The sequence below is a fragment of the Parageobacillus caldoxylosilyticus genome (assembly GCF_019272935.1).
Lineage (GTDB): Bacteria > Bacillota > Bacilli > Bacillales > Anoxybacillaceae > Saccharococcus > Saccharococcus caldoxylosilyticus.
Map to the genome: position 1 here is coordinate 542,131 of NZ_CP040553.1, position 19,356 is coordinate 561,486.

Sequence of the window (19,356 nt, forward strand, 5' to 3'; positions counted from 1 at the left end):
CGCCTCCTTTACTTTAATAGTTTTTGAATTTCATATAATTTGTTTAACGCTTCAAGCGGCGTTGTTTCCAATAAGTTGACCGACTTTAACGCCTCAAGCGCCTTTTTTTCTTTTTTGGAAAGGCGCGCTTCTTCTTTCGCCGGCAGCTCTTCGGCGAACATGCTGAGCTGTTCGAACACTGCTTCGTTCTTGCCGTTTGGCTGTTCTTTTCGCTGTTCTTGCTGCTCAAGCTCCGTCAAAATTTCTTTGGCGCGCTGAATGAGGGAAGCCGGAAGCTCGGCAAGCTCGGCGACATGAATGCCATAGCTTTGGTCGGCCGGTCCTTCTTCGATTTTATGAAGAAAGATGACTTTTCCGTTTTCCTCGACGGCGCTGACATGAACGTTTTTCAATTTTGGAAGCGACTGCTCTAAATCGGTTAATTCGTGATAATGCGTGCTAAACAACGTTTTGGCGCCAATATGATCGTGAATGTACTCGATGATCGCCTGGGCCAGCGCCATCCCATCATACGTCGATGTACCTCGCCCAATTTCATCAAACAAAATGAGGCTGTTTTGCGTCGCGTGCACGATCGCGTTGCGCGCTTCGAGCATTTCGACCATAAACGTGCTTTGTCCGGACACTAAATCATCTGCCGCCCCGATTCTTGTAAACACTTGGTCAAAAATCGGAAGCACTGCTTTTTCCGCAGGGACAAAACAGCCGATTTGCGCCATAATCGCCGTCAGCGCGATTTGCCGCATGTACGTGCTTTTTCCGGACATATTCGGCCCGGTAATAAGCAATAATTCCCGCTCTTTGTTCATATAGCAATCGTTCGGTACGTATGTTTGCGCTCCGAGCACTTTTTCGACGACAGGGTGGCGCCCTCCTTGAATATAGAGGACGCGGTCGTCGGAAAATTGCGGTCTTACATAGCGCCGCTCTTCGCTGACGGTGGCAAACGACTGCAGGACATCGAGCTCGCTCACCGCTTTCGCCAGCGATTGCAAACGGGGAATATATTGTTTGACGCGTTCACGGATATCGACAAACAGTTCGTATTCGAGTTCCATGCTTTTTTCTTCCGCCTCTAAAATAAGCGCTTCTTTTTCTTTTAATTCCTGGGTAATAAAGCGCTCGGCGTTGGCAAGCGTCTGTTTTCGCTCATAACGCCCTTTTGGCAGCAGATGAAGGTTCGGCTTTGTTACTTCAATATAATAGCCAAATACGCGGTTATAGCCGACTTTTAACGATTTGATTCCCGTCCGCTCCCGCTCTTTGCTCTCAAGCTGGGCAATCCATGATTTACCGTTGCGGCTCGCGTCGCGGTAGCGGTCAAGAGTTTCATTGTACCCGTCTTTAATGATGTTCCCTTCTTTCACCGATAGCGGCGGATTGTCCTGAATCGACCGCTCTAACAGCTCGACAAGCTCCGCGCATGGATCCAGCTTGTCGGCCAGCTGTTGTGTCTGATCATCGGAAAGGTTAGCGACGATATTTTTTAGCTTGGGAATTTGTTGGAGCGATTTTTTCAGCTGGATTAAATCGCGGGCATTAACATTTCCATAGGCGACGCGGCCGGCGAGGCGCTCGATGTCATATACTTCGCGAAGGCGCTCGCGCAGCTCCTGGCGCTCAAAATAGTGATGGATAAGCGTTTCTACCATATGTAAGCGCCGTTCGATTTGTCGGCGGTCTAAAAGCGGGCGGTCGAGCCATTGTTTCAGCAATCTTCCGCCCATCGCCGTCACCGTCTCATCAAGCAGCCACAGCAGCGAACCTTTCCGGCCTTTGGCGCGGATCGTTTCCGTCAATTCCAGATTCCGCTTCGAGTACAAATCGATTTTCATGTACTGATCAACTTGGTATACTTGAACGGCCTGCATATGATCAAGACGGCGCTTTTGCGTACGGATAATGTAATGAAGAAGACGGGCAAACGTGGTTCGCAGCTTGTCCTGCGCAAGTCCGCTGGCGATCGCCCCAAACCCTTCCGGCATCTCCGTCTCGTCTTCGTACGAGATCGTCACTCCATATCGTTCTTTCAACAGCTGCTGCTCATGGCTCGGAAAATCACTGGCAAGAACAATTTCCTTCGCTCCGATCGCATACAATTCGTTCATCACGTCTTCAAAAGAAGCAAGGAGCGTGATGCGATTTTCCCCTGTCGATAAATCTGTATAGGCAAAGCCGTATGTATCGTCGGCAAACAGCGTCACCGTCGCCAAGTAGTTGTTTTCTTTCTCTAAAAGCCCTTTTCCTTCCATCACCGTGCCGGGAGTGATGAGCTGGACGACTTCGCGGCGGACGACGCCTTTGGCTGTTTTCGGGTCTTCGACTTGTTCGCAAATTGCGACTTTATACCCTTTGGCGATCAACTGCTCGATATATCCTTGCGCCGAGTGGTACGGAACGCCGCACATCGGCACCCGTTCCTCGCCGCCGCCATCACGGCTTGTCAGAGTAATTTCCAGTTCCTGGGACGCTTTGATCGCATCGTCAAAAAACATTTCGTAAAAATCGCCAAGACGGAAAAATAAAAAGGCATCTTGGTATTGCGACTTGATGTCTAGATATTGCTGAATCATTGGCGTATATTTAGCCATTGTTTTCCTCCAACCTTGCAAATTTACGTTTCTTTTTTCTCAATAAAAAGTTCTTTATCAATGAAATTAGCGGCCACCTTGTCATTTATGGCGTTTCATCCGTATATCGCCATAAAAATAAAGCCGCTAAAAAAATATCTTCGCGATTCGTTGTATCCGTGAAATCTTGTTTTCATCTATGTATCTAGTTTCGAACCAATATCGACATTTTTGAAGTACATTTATGCATCGATGATTCGTTTCAACACGTTTCATTATAACATATTTAATAAAGAAAGAAGAAAAAAGAAAGTTCAGATTCTGACATCGCCTAACGCGGTAAGCAGTTTGGTGGTTCCTATAATTCGCCTTATAATGAGCCTCTCCCTCTTACATTCCTTAGAGAATGATGAAATATTTTACGTGCAAGATCTTTTCGTGTCACCCCCTACATCTTCCGTTGTCACAAAGCAATCTATACAAGGTGATTTGCGTACGATCTCACCCTATAACTATCATCACCTCCTTCAATAAACATTAGAAAAAGGGATGACCGTGAACCACGATTTTAGAAAAAGTAACTACTACTATTTTTCATCCTGCTTGCAGACAGAAAATAGAGATAGTGATTCCAAAACGTGGCGGGTAATATGTATTTAACAACAAATCAAAAATCAACCTAAAAAAAACTAGGAAGATCTTCTTCCTAGTTTTACTCTTCATCGCCAAGCAATAAATCTGGGCTTAAATCTTCTAATTCTTCATCAAGGTTGTCATATTCGAAATCATCGTCGTCGCTGTGGCCTTCTGGGTTGATCACCACGCATACTTTCGTTTCGCCAATGACTTCGGCGACAAACTCCCGCTCTACATCAACGACAATTTTATTTCCATTTGGCGAAATGGTGCATTCTAAGCAGTTTGGCTGCTGAATGACACGAACGATAATGTCCGTATCATCGCTAATAATATCGTCATCGTCGCGGTATCTTAATTTCACTACATCCGTATAGGATACTGTTTCTGTGACAACTTCTGTTTTTGTATTGTTGTTGTACGAATACCAAACGTTAACGTCATAGTGCCCATGGATTTCTACGGTCTTATCACATTTTTTCGCATCGTAGCGATGGTTAATAATCCAGCAGCCTAAAATGCTTGATGGACGGTTTGGCGCCGTAATTGTATGCGTGGATTGCGTAAATCTGCGACCTTTCCCGACGACCGCTTTTGTAATAATTTCTCTGTATTTGTATTCAGACATATAAGAAACCCTCCTCAAATGAATCTTCATTTCATCCTATGCATGATTTCGCCTAATGTGAACATAAGTTTATCAATCATTACGTATAGTTCATTGTATGCGTGGTTTCCGCCGGATGTGACTACTTTTTGGGCTATAAAAAAGACGCCCTTCCTTATGAAGGACGTCTCGTCTTTAATGGCAGCCGCAGCCGCCGTTTCCGCTATAGCGCATTTGTGCACCTGTCTCGCCGCGCAATACGTCGCCGCCCGTTGAAGCGATAATCTCATCGGTCACCGTATTGGAGATGGTAGAAGCGACGAGTTGCAGCAAGTCGTTCACTTCCGTTTGCGACTGTTGAAATTCGCTAACAATCGGAATTTGTGAAAGCTCTTCGTAAATCGCATCGATTTGTGCTTCCACTTTTTTCAGTGCTTCGTATTTTCCGTAGTGTTTTAAATTGACAGCCTGTTTTTGCAGTGATTTAATTTGCTCGATCATCGCACGCACTTTTTCATTTTGATGGATTTTTTCCTCGGCGCGCTTGAAAAAGTCGACTTCTTCGGTTTCAGCAATCATTTTCGCCAATTGTTTCGCCTGCGCTAAAATCTCATCCCGTGTATATTTTGCCATCTTATTTCACCTCGATCGCTTCTTCTACCATTTCCCCGTTTAATGTCCATGTTTTCGCTTCGGTAATCCGCACTTGGACAAGTTTGCCAATCGCCGATTTCGGGCCGATGAAGTTGACAAGCTTGTTTTTCCTCGTATATCCGGCGAGGACATTCGGGTTGTTTTTGCTTTCGCCTTCGACTAATACTTCAACAATTTTTCCTTCATACTCTTTCATTTTCCGCGCCGAAATTTCATTGACCAGCGCGTTTAGCCGTTGCAGCCGCTCTTTTTTCACTTCCATCGGCACGTTGTCAACCATTTTCGCTGCTGGTGTGCCTTCGCGCGGCGAATAAATAAATGTGTAGGCGGAATCAAATTCGACTTCACGGTAGAGCGACAGCGTTTCTTCAAACTGTTCTTCCGTCTCGTTCGGGAAACCGACGATAATATCGGTTGTTAACGCCACATCTGGAATCGCTGCTTTAATTTTGCGAACAAGCTCTAAATATTCCTCGCGCGTATATTTCCGGCCCATTAATTTCAATATTTCCGTGCTTCCTGATTGCACCGGCAAATGAATATGTTCGACTAAATTGCCGCGTTTGGCGAGCACTTCGATCAAACGGTCGTCAAAATCGCGCGGATGGCTTGTGGTAAAGCGGATGCGCGCAATATCGATTTTGCGAAGCTCATCCATTAAATCGCCAAGGCCGTATTTTATATCGGTGAAGTCTTTGCCGTAAGCGTTGACGTTTTGGCCGAGAAGGGTGATTTCCTTATATCCTTGGGCGGCAAGATGGCGCACTTCTTGAATGATATCTTCCGGACGGCGGCTTCGTTCTTTTCCGCGCGTATATGGAACGATGCAGTACGTGCAGAACTTATCACATCCGTACATAATGTTCACCCATGCTTTAATGTTGCCTTTGCGCGCTTTCGGAAGATTTTCGATGACATCGCCTTCTTTCGACCATACTTCGACAACCATTTCTTTCGACATGTAGGCTTCATGCAAAATGTATGGCAGGCGGTGAATGTTATGCGTACCGAAAATCATATCAACATATTGATATTGTTTTAAAATTTTATTGACGACCGATTCTTCTTGCGACATGCAGCCGCATACGCCAAGAAGCAAATCCGGATTGTTTTGCTTGAGCTGCTTTAAGTGGCCGATCTCGCCGAACACTTTGTTTTCCGCGTTTTCGCGAATCGCGCACGTATTCAATAAAATGACATTTGCATCTTCTGGACGGTCGGTCGGCTCATATCCGAGCGCCATAAAAATGCCTGCCATGACTTCGGTGTCATGTTCATTCATTTGGCAGCCGTACGTGCGAATATAAAACTTGCGGCCGTTGCCCATGCCGCGGAATTGCTCCGGTATGGTGAAGTCTTTAACATATTTTACTTCTTCTTTTCCGCGTTTTTTTGCTTCTTTTAGATTTGGCGGAATAAATACGCTCGTAAAATATTTTTCATAATCCTTGCTCGTTTTCTTCTTTAACGCATCCAATGCGGATTTTTTGTCCGTTGGATGATCAGCTGTTTGAATTTGTCCTGTTTGTTCTAAACGCTGTTTTTCGTTCATAATGATCTCCTTTCTATTAAGAACTGCAAAAAAAGATGTTTTTCCCCACATCATACACATTATCATAGTATATAATTGCAAACAAATTTAAACAATACTTTTCTTGTTCCGTTTTATACGGAACATGCTATCATAACAAAATGACTCCCAACTAGGCAATACCTAATTGGGAGTGAATGATTTCCAAGTTACATAAATTCAGAAACTAATTCATCGAATTTTTCTTTGCTTAGTTTTAAGTCTGCCTCAGCCAGTGGCGTTTCGCTGTAGCCGTGAAGCAGTTCTTGATAAGATTTTTGCTCTTTGTTTTGGTAAATAAGCCCCGTTACTAGTCCTTTATATTTCATCACCGTTTGCATCGCCATGGCGCGGTCAGATGGATCATATCCTTCGATGTCGCTTACTTTCACCAGATTTTCTTTAAACCAGTCGTATGTGTTTACCTTGTTATACGTTACACACGGACTGAATACATTAATAAGCGAGAATCCTTTATGTTTGATTCCTTCTTCAATTAAGCTTGTCAGTTCTTTTAAATCGCTAGAGAAACTTTGCGCTACAAAGGTTGCGCCGGCGCTTAATGCGATTTCCATAATCGAAAGGGCTGGTTCGACCGAACCTTGCGGAGTGCTTTTCGTTTTAAAACCGACATCGCTGCGCGGTGATGTTTGTCCTTTCGTTAAGCCGTAAATTTGGTTGTCCATGACAATGTAGGTGATGTCGATATTGCGGCGGATCGCATGAATCGTATGCCCCATGCCAATCGCAAATCCGTCGCCGTCACCGCCGGCGGCAATGACTGTTAAATCGCGGTTGGCCATTTTCACTCCTTGGGCAAGCGGCAACGCACGGCCGTGGGTGCCGTGAAAGCCGTACGAATGAATGTATCCGGAAATGCGTCCCGAGCAGCCGATTCCGGAAATAACGGCGAGCTGGTGCGGCTCAAGCCCAATGTTTGCCGCGGCGCGCTGAATGGCGGCTTGTACGGAAAAATCGCCACAGCCTGGACACCAGTTTGGTTTGACATCGTTACGAAAATCTTTAAACGTCGCCATGTTTATAACAACTCCTTGCATTTTGTATAAACTTCATTCGGCAAAAACGGATTTCCGTCATATTTCAAGACGCTCACAATTTTCTCCGCGTGTCCGACGTTCATTTTAAGAATGTTGGCAAGCTGGCCTGTTGCATTTTGCTCGACGACAACGACTTTTTTCGCTGCTTCGACAAGCGGCAGCACTTCCTCTGTCGGGAACGGATGCAACAAGCGAATATGCGCGTGATTGACTTTCACGCCGTCCTGTTCAAGACGCTCGATTGCTTCCTCGATCGCACCGCGCGTCGAGATAAAACCGACGATTAATAAATCGGCTTCATCGTGTTTGACGTTTTTATGCACCGGCGTTTTGAACCGGATATGTTGCAGTTTACGTAAACGTTTCTCCATTTGTGCCTTGCGGTTTCCTGCTACCTCGGACGGTCTTCCTGATTCCGCGTGCTCGACGCCGGTGACATGGTGGATGCCGTTTGGCACTCCCGGAAGCACGCGCGGCGAAATGCCATCCTCGGTGATTTCATATCGTTTAAAATCATCTTTTTTCTCTAACGGCGGCAGTTCACCGGTAACGAGTTTACCGCGGCGGATTTCAATTTTATCATATTCTAAAGGCTCAACCGTCTGTTTGCCAAGCGACAGCTGCAAATCAGACAAGAAGATGACTGGACATTGGTATTCTTCGGCAAGGTTGAACGCTTCGATCATATCATAAAACGCTTCCTCGACCGTGCTTGGCGCCATGACGATTTTTGGAATTTCACCGTGTGTGCCATAAATCATCGCCAATAAGTCCGATTGCTCCTGCTTTGTTGGCAATCCTGTACTTGGGCCGCCGCGCTGCGTATCAACGATGACAAGCGGCGTTTCGGTCATTCCGGCCAGCCCGATCGACTCCATCATCAAGGAAAGACCAGGACCTGCGGATGCTGTAAACGCCCGCGCGCCGGCATAGTTTGCCCCAATCGCCATCGTACATGCGGCGATTTCATCTTCCGTTTGAATGACCGCCCCGCCTAAATCCGGAAGTTTTTTAATTAAATATTCCATAATTTCCGATGCCGGCGTAATCGGATAGGCCGCCATAAACCGCGCACCGCCGGCGATAGCTCCTAAGGCAATCGCATCATTGCCGATCATAAACATCCGCTTTTTGCCATCTGCCTTTGCTAGTTTCATTGTTTGCATGCGATCGCCAAGCTGCTCTTTCATATATTGGGCCCCGGCGCGGATCGCTTCCATGTTCTTGTCTACGACTTGCTGACCTTTTCTTCCAAAAATTTCTTGAACCACTTCTCCATACACGTCAATATCAATGCCGAGCACTGCGCTGGAAGCGCCGACAGCGACCATGTTTTTCATCAGCGATGTTCCTAAATTCGTCGCAATATCAGTAAACGGGACGGCATACAGCGTGATACCTTCGCGTTCCGGAATCGTCGGGTTAAACTTCGCATCAGCGATGACAATTCCACCGTCGCGGAGCTCATGAAAGTTAAAGTCAATCGATTCCTGATCAAACGCTACTAATATATCAAGATCATCAGCAATCGAGCGAACTGGTGTCGTACTGACACGAATCTTGTTGTTCGTATGCCCCCCTTTAATTCGTGAAGAAAAATGACGATATCCATATAAATAATAACCAAGACGGTTTAGCGCAATGGAGAAGATTTCCCCAGTGCTTTCAATCCCTTCACCCTGTTGTCCTCCAACTTTCCATGAAAGCTGATGAATCATTTCTTACACCCCTTTAAATTCGGTCAAAAAATTACAATTATAAGTTTAGCACTTCTCCGACAAAATCACTAGACTTTTCAGATAAATGTTTTTCATTTTAAGGAATATTTTTTACGAATATGTAATATCGTTAATTAATTCTAGAATTATAGGAAAAAAACGGCAACTAAACTTATAAAAAATTAGACTTATCCATGCGTTCCAATGTTTCAGCCATTTGCGCCACAATCGATTACTGCGGCAAATGGTCATAAAAATTGCGGAATAAAAATCGTTCTACTTCCTCTTCGGAATAATGTTTCTGCAACTCATTGACCAGATTCGCGTAATCACGCACCGTGTCGAGCCCGCTGACCGTCTCCTCGATTCCGTCAAAATCCGAGCCAAATCCAACGTTTCTTGCCCCGCCGAGCGAACACACATGTTCTAAATGGCGAAGCACATCGGTGATCGAGGCTTTTTCTTTTGTTAAAAAATACGGCACAAAGTTAAGACCGATCATGCCATCTTTTGCAATAAGCGCTTTAATTTGTTCATCACGCAAGTTGCGCGGATGCGGGCAAAAGCGATATGTATTCGAATGAGAGGCAATCGGAAACTGTGCGATTTCCAGCACATCCCAAAATGCTTTTTCCGATAAGTGGGACACATCTACCCAGCGTTTTGCGTCATTCAGCTGCTCAACGACTTGTTTCCCGAATTTGGTAAGCCCTGCGCCACGTCGTTCCCAGGCCCCGTCCGCTACAGCATTAGACCAGTTCCACGTCAGTCCGACGGATGAAACACCGAGGCGCAGCAACGTTTTTAATTTAACAAGGCTTGTCCCAATTGCGTCGCATCCTTCGAGCGTTAGCATCGCCCCGATTTCATTTTCTTCCAACGCATCAATGTCGCGTTTCGAACGGACAAATTTCATCGCTGGAAACCGACCGATAACTTGTTCAAAAAAAATATCGATCATTTCCAGCGCAACGGTAAACCTCGCTTCTTCCGAAACCGTTTCCGGTATGTAAATGGCAAAACACTGCACCTTGACCTTGGCCTCTTTCAGCGCCGGTAAGGTGACGTGAAGCGATTTTCCGTCTTGGAACGATAACGAGCGATCCATCCACAATTTCATTAGCGCATCGCAATGAGCATCGAAAATCATATATATCCTCCTTTATAAAGTAAAAATAACCTGCCTGCCCTCGAAAACGAAGGCACCAACAGGTTATGTTTCTATCATCAAAGCTCTGCACTATTAACGAGGTTCTACAATTAATTTAATCGCCGTGCGCTCTTCTCCGTCAATAATGATATCGGTAAACGCAGGAATACAGATGAGATCCATGCCGCTTGGTGCCACGAATCCTCGTGCAATAGCTACTGCCTTAACGGCTTGGTTTAATGCACCTGCACCGATCGCCTGGATTTCCGCCGCTCCGCGCTCACGCAATACCCCGGCAAGTGCACCAGCTACAGAGTTAGGATTCGACTTTGCTGAAACTTTTAATATTTCCATTTCTAGCTCCTCCCTCGTTTCCTCCTAAAATTTATCGAGAAAAATGATTTCATTGTTACTTATATTCACTGTTTTGACAAGTATTCCTGCCTAGACGAAAAAAATTTTAAAAAATTTCTAAAAAGTCTATTATTCAAAATAAGGGTGGTCATCATTGATGATGATTCGCTCAATCTTATTCGCCCGCCCTGTTTTTATGTCCACATCGATGAGCACGGCGTTCAGCTGGCTTCTTCCCTCTTTTATTTGGAAACGGACAGGTAATGATGTCAAAAACTTTCTCAGCACTACTTCGCGATCTACACCTAAAATCCCGTCATATGGACCGGTCATTCCAACATCGGTAATATAGGCAGTTCCTTTTGGTAAAATACGAGCATCAGCCGTTTGCACATGTGTATGGGTGCCGACAACGGCAGAAACCCGTCCATCCAAATACCAGCCCATCGCCTGCTTTTCGCTCGTTGCCTCCGCGTGAAAATCAACGAAAATAATCGGCGTGCGCTGCGCCGCCTCGGCGATCAGTTCGTCGGCTTTTTTGAACGGACAATCGATGGCCGGCAAAAATATTCTTCCTTGCAGATTAATGACCGCCACTTCCATATGCTCGATTTGTATATAGACAATCCCCTTGCCCGGAACACCTTCTGGAAAATTTGCCGGCCGCACTAATGCTTTGGCATCATCAATAAATTCAAATATATCGCGCTGGTCCCATGCGTGGTTGCCAAGCGTGACGACATGGGCTCCTTGCTCAAGAAAAGAGCGGTATATTTTTTCCGTAATTCCTTTTCCGCCCGCGGCATTTTCCCCATTGATAATAATGATGTTCGGTCTATGCTTCTCCTTTAGCTTTGGCAAATATTGCTCTACCATTTTTCGTCCTGGCGAACCGACCACATCGCCGATAAATAATAACCTCATTCATATATCCCTTTCTAAGCTGAAGTGTAACTAGTTCAAGTGTGGCACAAAATATAAAAAAAATAAAGTGGCAATATTTCGCCACTTTATTTTGCATACTCTACCGCCCTTGTTTCGCGAATCACAGTAACTTTAATATGTCCTGGATAATCGAGCTCTTCTTCAATCCGCTTGCGGATTTCCCGCGCTAACCGATGCGCTTCTAAATCATCGATCACATCTGGCTTCACCATAATGCGCACTTCGCGTCCCGCCTGGATGGCGTATGATTTTTCTACTCCTTCATACGATTCCGCAATTTCTTCTAATTTTTCGAGGCGGCGAATGTAGTTTTCAAGCGTTTCGCTGCGCGCTCCCGGTCTTGCCGCAGACAACGCGTCTGCTGCGGCAACAAGCACGGCGATGACAGAAGTCGGTTCGGTATCACCATGGTGGGAAGCAATGCTGTTAATGACGACCGGATGTTCTTTATATTTCGTCGCCAGTTCGACGCCAATTTCGACATGGCTTCCTTCCACTTCATGGTCAATCGCTTTACCAATATCGTGTAGAAGACCGGCACGTCTTGCCAGCATTTCATCTTCGCCGAGCTCCGCCGCCATCAGTCCCGCTAAGAACGCCACCTCGATCGAATGCTTCAATACGTTTTGCCCGTAGCTTGTCCGGAACTTCAACCGTCCTAAAATTTTGATTAGATCCGGATGCAAGCCATGAACACCAACTTCGAATGTCGTTTGTTCACCGACCTCGCGAATGTGTTCGTCGACTTCCCGTCTCGCTTTTTCTACCATTTCCTCAATTCGCGCCGGATGGATCCGTCCATCTTGAACGAGTTTGTCCAAAGCGATGCGCGCCGTTTCGCGGCGGATCGGGTCAAACCCTGATAAAATAACAGCTTCCGGCGTGTCATCAATAATTAAATCTATGCCGGTGAGCGTTTCGAGCGTGCGAATATTGCGCCCTTCGCGTCCGATGATCCGCCCTTTCATTTCATCGTTTGGCAAATTAACGACGGATACGGTTGTTTCCGCGACATGGTCCGCAGCGCAACGCTGAATAGCGAGCGATAAAATCGCTTTTGCCTTCTTATCCGCCTCTTCTTTCGCACGCGTTTCAGCCTCTTTCACCATCACGGCAATTTCATGGGACAATTCTTTTTCAACGCGTTCCAAAATAATTTGCCGCGCTTCTTCGCGGGTCAAGCCGGAAATTCGTTCTAATTCCGTTTGTTGCTGCTGCACGAGTTCTTCCACTTTGCTTTCCATCTGTTCAATATGCTGTTGTCTTTCATTCAGTGCTTCGTCTTTCGCCTCTAAAAGCGCCTCGCGTTTATTGAGGGCTTCGTCTTTGCGGTCGAGATTTTCTTCTTTTTGCAGCAATCGATTTTCTTGTTTTTGCAGCTCACTTCTGCGGTCGCGAATTTCACGTTCCACCTCGGTGCGAAGCTTGTGGATTTCATCTTTTGCTTCAAGAAGCGCTTCTTTTTTCAACGCATCCGCTTCTCGTTTTGCTTCTTCCACAATTTGCTGTGCGGCTGCTTGTGCACCGCCAATTTTCGCCTCTGCGATCGATTTGCGAACAAAAAAGCCAACAACGGCACCGACAACTAAGGCAAGCAAAGCGGAGATGATGATTGAACCCATGGTTTCACCTCCTCTTGCTATCATTCAGATGCGTTTGATGTAACTGTTGGCATGTACATTGTTATCAACGTTTCAACATACAGCACAATTTTTGCAAACATCGGAGTTTCAAGCACCGGCAACCCGTTGATTCATGAAGCGTACATAGAGCGAACGGTTCAATGGATGGGAGCTGTGGATTTACGCGAACGCAGTCTAGCTTTCCGCAAATGCTTACCGCACTCCCTTGCATGATCGTCCATCATTTCAGAGAGTTGGTCCAGTGCAAAACGATTCCTTCACCAGTCTTTGCACGGACCGCCTCCATCAGCCGGAGTCACGGGCTTCTATCGTTTATTTTTTTTGAAAAATATACATGTTAATTTTAAAGGCGGCAAAAATGATTGTCAAGATATAGGAAGTGCACCCCTGCAATAAATGGAAAATAAAAAAAGAGAGGAATCGCTTTCCTCCCTCGTTTAGTCTTCCAAAAGCCCAAACTCGTCTTGCTGCAATTCGCCGACACTGTTAGCACTAGAAGATTCAATGCCGTAATGTTTGCGGATTTCTTGGGCAATTTCTTCGGCAATATGCGGATTTTCTTTTAAAAACTGTTTCGCATTTTCCCGCCCTTGGCCAAGGCGCTCGTCTTTATAGGAGTACCACGAACCGCTTTTTTGCACGATATCAAGCTCCGATGCCATATCGATAATTTCGCCTTCGCGGGAAATGCCTTCTCCGTACATAATATCTACGTCCGCTGTTTTAAATGGCGGAGCCACTTTATTTTTCACAACTTTAATTTTCGTTTTATTTCCCACCATATCGTTACCTTGCTTGATTTGCTCAGCACGGCGCACTTCCAGGCGGACGGAAGCATAAAATTTTAACGCGCGGCCGCCTGGCGTTGTCTCCGGATTGCCAAACATGACTCCGACTTTTTCGCGAATTTGGTTGATGAAAATGGCGATCGCCTTTGACTTATTAATCGCTCCTGATAATTTGCGCAACGCTTGCGACATCAAGCGCGCCTGCAAACCAACATGGGCGTCGCCCATTTCCCCTTCAATTTCCGCTTTTGGCACCAGCGCCGCAACGGAGTCAATGACAATAATGTCAACCGCACCGCTTCTCACTAACGCTTCCGCGATTTCGAGCGCCTGCTCGCCCGTATCTGGCTGAGACAGCAGCAACTCATCGATATTGACGCCTAATTTTTGCGCATAAACCGGATCAAGCGCATGCTCTGCGTCAATAAATGCCGCTTGTCCCCCTTGCTTCTGCACTTCGGCAATCGCATGAAGGGCAACGGTCGTTTTCCCTGAAGATTCAGGTCCATATATTTCAACAATGCGCCCGCGCGGATAGCCGCCCACTCCTAAAGCGATATCAAGCGCCAGCGATCCACTGGAGACAGTGGAAATTTTGCGATCTGTCTGCTCACCAAGCCTCATAATCGAGCCTTTGCCAAACTGCTTTTCAATCTGTTTCAACGCCTGCTCTAAGGCGGCTTGACGGTCTTGATTCACTAACAAACTCCTCCTTTTTTCTCAACTACTTATACTATACCGTTTTTTACGGCTGTTGCCAAGCAAAAAATCGAACGTCCATTCGTTTTCTTGTGGTGAAAATAGAAACAATCTCCATCAGAAGGGGGGAAAAGCAGGGAATAACGTGAGGAAAGACGGCTACGCTTCATCGGTAGCCGTCCAATGCTTTTAATAGGAAGGAGCAGCCATACTTTGCGGTGCGGACGCGAATTGCGTCGCGCTGGCCGGATAAGGTGAGCGGATAAACATCCGTCCTATTATCGGAAGTGGAAATGCCGATATATACGGTGCCAACTGGCTTCCCTTCAAGCGGGGCTGGCCCTGCTACACCGGTAAAGCTGATGCCAATATCCGCCTGGCAGAGCGTGCGGACATTTTCCGCCAACAGGCACGCGCAACGTTCGCTTACCGCGCCGTCGGCTGTTAAAACGGCATGGGGGACGCCAAGCACTTTTTCTTTTACATCATTCGTATAGCAGACGACGCCGCCGCGAACCACTTGGGAAGCACCAGGAACAGCTGTCAGTTGCTCTAGGAAAAGCCCGCCTGTTAAGCTTTCAGCCGCTGCCACTGTTTTCTTTTGTGCTTTTAGCGTCTGAATCACCTTTTCAAATAATGTTTCTTCATTATAGCCATAAAGATAGGCGCCGACGCGTTCAACAATTTTCTTTTCCGTCTCATCAAGCATTTTTTTTGCCTCTGCTTCCGAGCGGTGCTTCGCGGTCAAACGCAACGTCACCTCTCCGTCGCCGGCAAGCGGGGCAATCGTCGGATTGGACTGCTGATCAATCAAGTCTTGAATTCTTGTTTCCAACTCTGACTCGCCAATGCCAAAAAAACGCAATACGCGCGATTCAATGCGTTCCTGCTGTCCAAGCTTCTCTAGCAAAAAAGCGCGGCCGTATTTGAGAAACATCGGCTGCATTTCTTTTGGCGGTCCGGGCAAAAGCATATAGGTAATGGAATCGATTGTAATTGCCATCCCCGGCGCCATGCCGTGCTCATTTTTTAATATGACAGAGCCTTGCAACACCAATGCCTGCTTTTTATTATTTTCCGTCATGATCCGGTTTGTGCGGGCAAAATACGCTTCAATGGAACGCAGCGCTTCCTCATCCGTCACCAGCTTCCGCTGCAGCAGACGAGCGATCGTTTCTTTCGTTAAATCGTCTTTCGTCGGACCGAGCCCGCCGGTAAAAATAATCAGGTCGGCCCTTGTTCGCGCCACTTTTATCGCCTGCTCGAGCCTAGCGGCATTATCACCGACAACAGTATGAAAATAAACGTTAATGCCAAGCCCGGCAAGCTGCTGCGACAAAAACTGCGCATTGGTGTTGGCGATTTGTCCGAGCAACAGCTCAGAGCCAACAGCAATAATCTCTGCGTTCAATCAAGGCGCCCCCTTTATTGGTCTGCATGTATATTTCTATTTGGAATGCAAGAAAGCATGTTTATTTTTTGAAAAATAATCCCAGCCGGACCATATCGTAAAAATGACGGCCACCCACAGCGCCAAATCGGCAAACGGAAACGATAGAAGCGAAAACGGAAAGTTATGCAAAAGAAGAGCGGAAATCGCTATAATTTGCGTCCACGTTTTAATTTTGCCGAGCATATTGGCAGCCATTACCTCTCCTTCGCCGGCCAGCACGAGCCGCAGCCCTGTCACGGCAAACTCGCGGCTAATGATGACAATCACCATCCAAGACGGCGCATAATGAAGCTCAACAAGCACAATAAGCGCCGCCGAGACAAGCAATTTATCGGCAAGCGGGTCCAAAAACTTCCCTAAGTTGGTGACAAGTTGATATTTACGGGCATAATAGCCGTCAATCCAATCCGTCGTCGAAGCGATAATGAAAATCAACGCCCCGATCAGATGGGAAACCGGCAGCGTGACCGCGCCGATTTTCACGCTGCCCCACCCAAACGGAACAAGCATAACAATTAAAAATAACGGTATGAGCATAATGCGCGCTACTGTTATTTTATTAGGCAGATTCACTCCAAATACCTCCGCTAGTCAGCATGTGAAAAGACTATCCATCGATGATGCTATGATTTTTTAAAGATAAATTTCATTTTCTGGAATACTTCATCTTTTGGATCGATTGGATAGGTGAAAGGTTTCCCGTTTACTTTCATGTCCACATCAAGCGTGCGGCCGATTTTCACAAACACTTCCGTCTCGGCGGACAAATCAAATGTTTGTGTTTGTCCGTTTGTTAAACTACCTTTAAAGAAAGAATGCCCCTTTGTATTGTATACTTCTACCCACGAATTGCCTTTCGATGTCAACTCAATAACAAATTGATCCGTATTGGTCAGCTCAATCGTCGATAAGTTGCCGCGTGTTTCTACGACGTTAAGCGTTGCTTTTGGTGCAGGCACTTCTTTTGTTTGTTGGCCGACTTTTTCCCGGTTGTTGTGGCTTGCCTGTTTTCTCGCTTTTTCTTTCGCTTTCTCAAGCGGCGAGTTTTCCGAACTTTCAACCTCTGTTGTCGTCTCTTTTTTCACTTGGCTTTCCGGTTTGTTTCCGGCATTATTTTGCAGAAGCAGCCAAATGATGACGGCAATGCCGACAACGACGGCGGCAATAAGCAGCTTCGGAAGCAAATTGAGCCATTTCGTGCTTTCCGGCGAGAGCTGCTGCCGCGTTTTCACCCGCGATAGCGGTTGAGGAATCTCATCTTGGTAAGATTGTGGAATGTCTTGTTTGTACTCTTCAAATATTTGTTCCGGGTCAAGTCCAACTGCCTCCGCATATTGCCTAATAAACGCGCGGACATAGAAATTTCCCGGCATGATGGCGTAATTTCCTTCTTCAATGCCGATTAAATAGCGCTTTTGAATTTTTGTCATATCTTGCAGCTCGTCCAAACTAATGTTTTTCGCCTCTCTCGCTTCCTTTAAACGTTTACCTAATTCTGTCAACGATAAACACCTTCCACTTTTTGATTAAAAATCAAATTCTGAAAAGCCATCGTTTCCAAACAGAGACGGCTGATCAATGGCATCGTACGTAATCTCTTCATTTGGATCATGACGCAGCTCAATAATGTAGTCAAAGTCATCTAGCGTATATTCGGTATGGCGGACAAAAATATCCGGGTGCTCCACTACTTTCGTCGCCTCCAAACGCATCAGTTCGCGAATCAGCTGCCAATGCCGCTCATTCGCCCGCCTAGTTGACACAATACCGTCAATAATAAAAATATTGTCTTCGCTATATTCATCCTCGATCAGCTGGCTGCGCACCGTCTGTTTAATGAGGGTCGATGAGACGAAAAGCCAGCGCTTATTGGCACAAACGCTAGCCGCGACGATCGACTCCGTTTTGCCGACGCGCGGCATGCCGCGGATGCCGATCAGCTTATGACCTTTCTCTTTAAAAATTTCCGCCATAAAATCGACAAGCAGTCCGAGCTCGTCACGGACAAAGCGGAACGTTTTTTTGTCATCGGCATCCCGCTGAATGTAACGGCCGTGGCGGACGGCAAGGCGGTCAAGCAGTTTCGGCTGGCGCAGCTTCGTTACGGTAATATTATCCATCGTTTGCAAAATGGTAGAGAGACGTTCAATTTGTTCATTATTATCGCAAAGCAGCAACATGCCGCGGCGCGAATCGCGCACGCCGTTAATCGTCACGATATTGATCGACAGCATCCCTAATAAGGAAGCAACATCTCCTAACAGCCCCGGACGGTTAATATGTATTTCGTACTCTAAATACCACTCTTGCTTTCCCATCCCGTCTCCTCCCTCATTCGCAAATGCCCGCACAAACTACCTATGATAAGTTCATACTACTATAATATCGAATGGAAAAGCAACCGAAAAGGGATAGGAATGAAAAAAAGAGAGGTGGACCCTCTCTTGCACATATTTTTTGTTATGATTCTTGCTGTACTAATTTTACCATCATGTTCGCAATGGCATGCTGCTCTTGTTCATCGGCGACTCTCCAAAGATCAGCAAGCAGCCGCTCTTCCGGGTTTTTTGGATCTACTTGTCTTGCTAGGTAGTCACCGATTTGATAAGCGACATCCGAGATCACTTGTTGGCTCAGTCCTTGCTGCTGCGCTTGTTCAAGACGCTCTGCGAGGAAGTCCTTCCATTGTTCAAAGTTATCTAATACAGACATATGTGTAACCTCCTTATTTTTCGTTTCAAGGATAGTTTGCCTGTTTTTTCATAAAATATACTTAACAGTACCATCCGCCATTGACGGAAATAATTTGCCCGGTTATGTAAGAAGCTGCATCGGAAATCAAAAAGGACACTGTTTTGGCGACCTCATCGGCCGTGCCGAGACGCCCGATCGGAATATCGTCCGCAATCGCCTGCAAATCCTCTTGCGAAAATATGCGCAACATATCCGTATCAATCGCTCCGGGAGCGACGGCGTTGACGCGAATGCCGCTTGGTGCTAATTCTTTCGCAAGTGCCTTCACAAACGCATTTTGTCCGCCTTTGACCATCGAATAGACGACTTCGCATGCAGCGCCGGTTAATCCCCAAATGGAAGAAACGATGACGATGTTTCCTTGCTTTTTGGCAATCATTGAGGGCAGCAGTTTTTTTATTAATAAAATCGGGCTTGTCACATGAAGCTGCACCATGCTTTGTGCCAGTTCGTCGCTCATATCTGTAATAAGGCCGTAATAGCTATTTCCACTGTTGTACACAATGACATCAACCGGGCGATTTATTTGCGAAAGAAGCACATCCACGCCATCTTCCGCTGCAAGATCGGCCTGAATCGGCACCACATGCGTGGCTGCCAACTCCTTTTTCAGCTTTTCGACTGGCTCCCGGCGGCGATTGTAATGCAATAAAAGCCCATAGCCATCAGCAGCGAGCTGGCGGGCGATGCTTGTCCCGATTCCGCCGCTTGCCCCGGTAATCAGTGCGTATTTCATAGCGATCCCCCTAAAAAAGCA

General features: G+C 46.3%; 17 protein-coding genes. All 17 read right to left on the bottom strand.

The window, feature by feature from the left end; all coding sequences use genetic code 11:
* Positions 1-8: 8 nt before the first annotated feature.
* The 17 genes from mutS to ymfI all read right to left on the bottom strand — a co-directional run bounded on the left by mutS (position 9) and on the right by ymfI (position 19,335).
* Positions 9-2,591, bottom strand: a complete 2,583-nt coding sequence (gene mutS / locus BV455_RS02740) for a DNA mismatch repair protein MutS (protein WP_218687741.1) — start codon at positions 2,589-2,591, stop codon at positions 9-11.
* A gap of 691 nt (positions 2,592-3,282) precedes the next feature.
* Positions 3,283-3,834, bottom strand: coding sequence for an outer spore coat protein CotE (locus BV455_RS02745; protein ID WP_017437005.1), 552 nt, complete (start codon positions 3,832-3,834; stop codon positions 3,283-3,285).
* A 174-nt stretch (positions 3,835-4,008) separates the two neighbouring features.
* Entirely contained in the window at positions 4,009-4,446 is a 438-nt protein-coding gene (locus BV455_RS02750; RefSeq protein WP_017437006.1) for a YlbF/YmcA family competence regulator, read from the bottom strand.
* A 1-nt stretch (position 4,447) separates the two neighbouring features.
* A complete protein-coding gene (miaB, locus tag BV455_RS02755) occupies positions 4,448-6,019 on the bottom strand; it encodes a tRNA (N6-isopentenyl adenosine(37)-C2)-methylthiotransferase MiaB (protein WP_042411967.1) in 1,572 nt (523 codons plus the stop codon).
* A gap of 188 nt (positions 6,020-6,207) precedes the next feature.
* Entirely contained in the window at positions 6,208-7,074 is an 867-nt protein-coding gene (locus BV455_RS02760) for a 2-oxoacid:ferredoxin oxidoreductase subunit beta (RefSeq protein ID WP_017437008.1), read from the bottom strand.
* A gap of 2 nt (positions 7,075-7,076) precedes the next feature.
* Positions 7,077-8,813, bottom strand: a complete 1,737-nt coding sequence (locus BV455_RS02765; RefSeq protein ID WP_017437009.1) for a 2-oxoacid:acceptor oxidoreductase subunit alpha — start codon at positions 8,811-8,813, stop codon at positions 7,077-7,079.
* 232 nt (positions 8,814-9,045) lie between these two features.
* A complete protein-coding gene (locus BV455_RS02770; protein WP_042411968.1) occupies positions 9,046-9,963 on the bottom strand; it encodes a dipeptidase in 918 nt (305 codons plus the stop codon).
* Between the two features lie 93 nt (positions 9,964-10,056).
* The gene (spoVS, locus tag BV455_RS02775) at positions 10,057-10,317 is read right to left on the bottom strand and encodes a stage V sporulation protein SpoVS (protein ID WP_003251598.1); all 261 of its coding nucleotides are present in this window, start codon (positions 10,315-10,317) and stop codon (positions 10,057-10,059) included.
* Between the two features lie 129 nt (positions 10,318-10,446).
* Complete coding sequence (locus BV455_RS02780; RefSeq protein ID WP_042407048.1) at positions 10,447-11,241, bottom strand: TIGR00282 family metallophosphoesterase; 795 nt, start codon at positions 11,239-11,241, stop codon at positions 10,447-10,449.
* A gap of 86 nt (positions 11,242-11,327) precedes the next feature.
* The gene (gene rny / locus BV455_RS02785) at positions 11,328-12,884 is read right to left on the bottom strand and encodes a ribonuclease Y (protein WP_017437012.1); all 1,557 of its coding nucleotides are present in this window, start codon (positions 12,882-12,884) and stop codon (positions 11,328-11,330) included.
* Between the two features lie 458 nt (positions 12,885-13,342).
* Complete coding sequence (gene recA, locus BV455_RS02790) at positions 13,343-14,392, bottom strand: recombinase RecA (RefSeq protein ID WP_017437013.1); 1,050 nt, start codon at positions 14,390-14,392, stop codon at positions 13,343-13,345.
* 166 nt (positions 14,393-14,558) lie between these two features.
* Positions 14,559-15,803: a competence/damage-inducible protein A gene (locus BV455_RS02795; RefSeq protein ID WP_081159590.1), complete on the bottom strand. Its 1,245-nt coding sequence runs from the start codon at positions 15,801-15,803 to the stop codon at positions 14,559-14,561.
* 36 nt (positions 15,804-15,839) lie between these two features.
* On the bottom strand, positions 15,840-16,418 hold the full coding sequence (pgsA, locus tag BV455_RS02800) for a CDP-diacylglycerol--glycerol-3-phosphate 3-phosphatidyltransferase (RefSeq protein ID WP_042407054.1): 579 nt from the start codon (positions 16,416-16,418) through the stop codon (positions 15,840-15,842).
* A gap of 50 nt (positions 16,419-16,468) precedes the next feature.
* Positions 16,469-17,347: a helix-turn-helix domain-containing protein gene (locus tag BV455_RS02805; RefSeq protein ID WP_081159589.1), complete on the bottom strand. Its 879-nt coding sequence runs from the start codon at positions 17,345-17,347 to the stop codon at positions 16,469-16,471.
* 24 nt (positions 17,348-17,371) lie between these two features.
* The gene (locus tag BV455_RS02810; RefSeq protein ID WP_218687742.1) at positions 17,372-18,163 is read right to left on the bottom strand and encodes a DUF3388 domain-containing protein; all 792 of its coding nucleotides are present in this window, start codon (positions 18,161-18,163) and stop codon (positions 17,372-17,374) included.
* 142 nt (positions 18,164-18,305) lie between these two features.
* The gene (locus BV455_RS02815) at positions 18,306-18,557 is read right to left on the bottom strand and encodes a DUF3243 domain-containing protein (protein ID WP_017437018.1); all 252 of its coding nucleotides are present in this window, start codon (positions 18,555-18,557) and stop codon (positions 18,306-18,308) included.
* 61 nt (positions 18,558-18,618) lie between these two features.
* Positions 18,619-19,335: an elongation factor P 5-aminopentanone reductase gene (gene ymfI / locus BV455_RS02820; RefSeq protein ID WP_042407061.1), complete on the bottom strand. Its 717-nt coding sequence runs from the start codon at positions 19,333-19,335 to the stop codon at positions 18,619-18,621.
* Positions 19,336-19,356 lie beyond the last annotated feature (21 nt).

Excerpts from the sequence above, each read along its gene's own strand:
- BV455_RS02765 (WP_017437009.1), bottom strand. The coding sequence starts at position 8,813 with ATGATTCATCAGCTTTCATGGAAAGTTGGAGGACAACAGGGTGAAGGG.
- miaB (WP_042411967.1), bottom strand. The coding sequence starts at position 6,019 with ATGAACGAAAAACAGCGTTTAGAACAAACAGGACAAATTCAAACAGCT.
- BV455_RS02780 (WP_042407048.1), bottom strand. The coding sequence starts at position 11,241 with ATGAGGTTATTATTTATCGGCGATGTGGTCGGTTCGCCAGGACGAAAA.
- rny (WP_017437012.1), bottom strand. The coding sequence starts at position 12,884 with ATGGGTTCAATCATCATCTCCGCTTTGCTTGCCTTAGTTGTCGGTGCC.
- spoVS (WP_003251598.1), bottom strand. The coding sequence starts at position 10,317 with ATGGAAATATTAAAAGTTTCAGCAAAGTCGAATCCTAACTCTGTAGCT.
- BV455_RS02750 (WP_017437006.1), bottom strand. The coding sequence starts at position 4,446 with ATGGCAAAATATACACGGGATGAGATTTTAGCGCAGGCGAAACAATTG.
- BV455_RS02810 (WP_218687742.1), bottom strand. The coding sequence starts at position 18,163 with ATGGGAAAGCAAGAGTGGTATTTAGAGTACGAAATACATATTAACCGT.
- BV455_RS02770 (WP_042411968.1), bottom strand. The coding sequence starts at position 9,963 with ATGATTTTCGATGCTCATTGCGATGCGCTAATGAAATTGTGGATGGAT.
- BV455_RS02815 (WP_017437018.1), bottom strand. The coding sequence starts at position 18,557 with ATGTCTGTATTAGATAACTTTGAACAATGGAAGGACTTCCTCGCAGAG.
- ymfI (WP_042407061.1), bottom strand. The coding sequence starts at position 19,335 with ATGAAATACGCACTGATTACCGGGGCAAGCGGCGGAATCGGGACAAGC.
- BV455_RS02760 (WP_017437008.1), bottom strand. The coding sequence starts at position 7,074 with ATGGCGACGTTTAAAGATTTTCGTAACGATGTCAAACCAAACTGGTGT.
- BV455_RS02745 (WP_017437005.1), bottom strand. The coding sequence starts at position 3,834 with ATGTCTGAATACAAATACAGAGAAATTATTACAAAAGCGGTCGTCGGG.
- mutS (WP_218687741.1), bottom strand. The coding sequence starts at position 2,591 with ATGGCTAAATATACGCCAATGATTCAGCAATATCTAGACATCAAGTCG.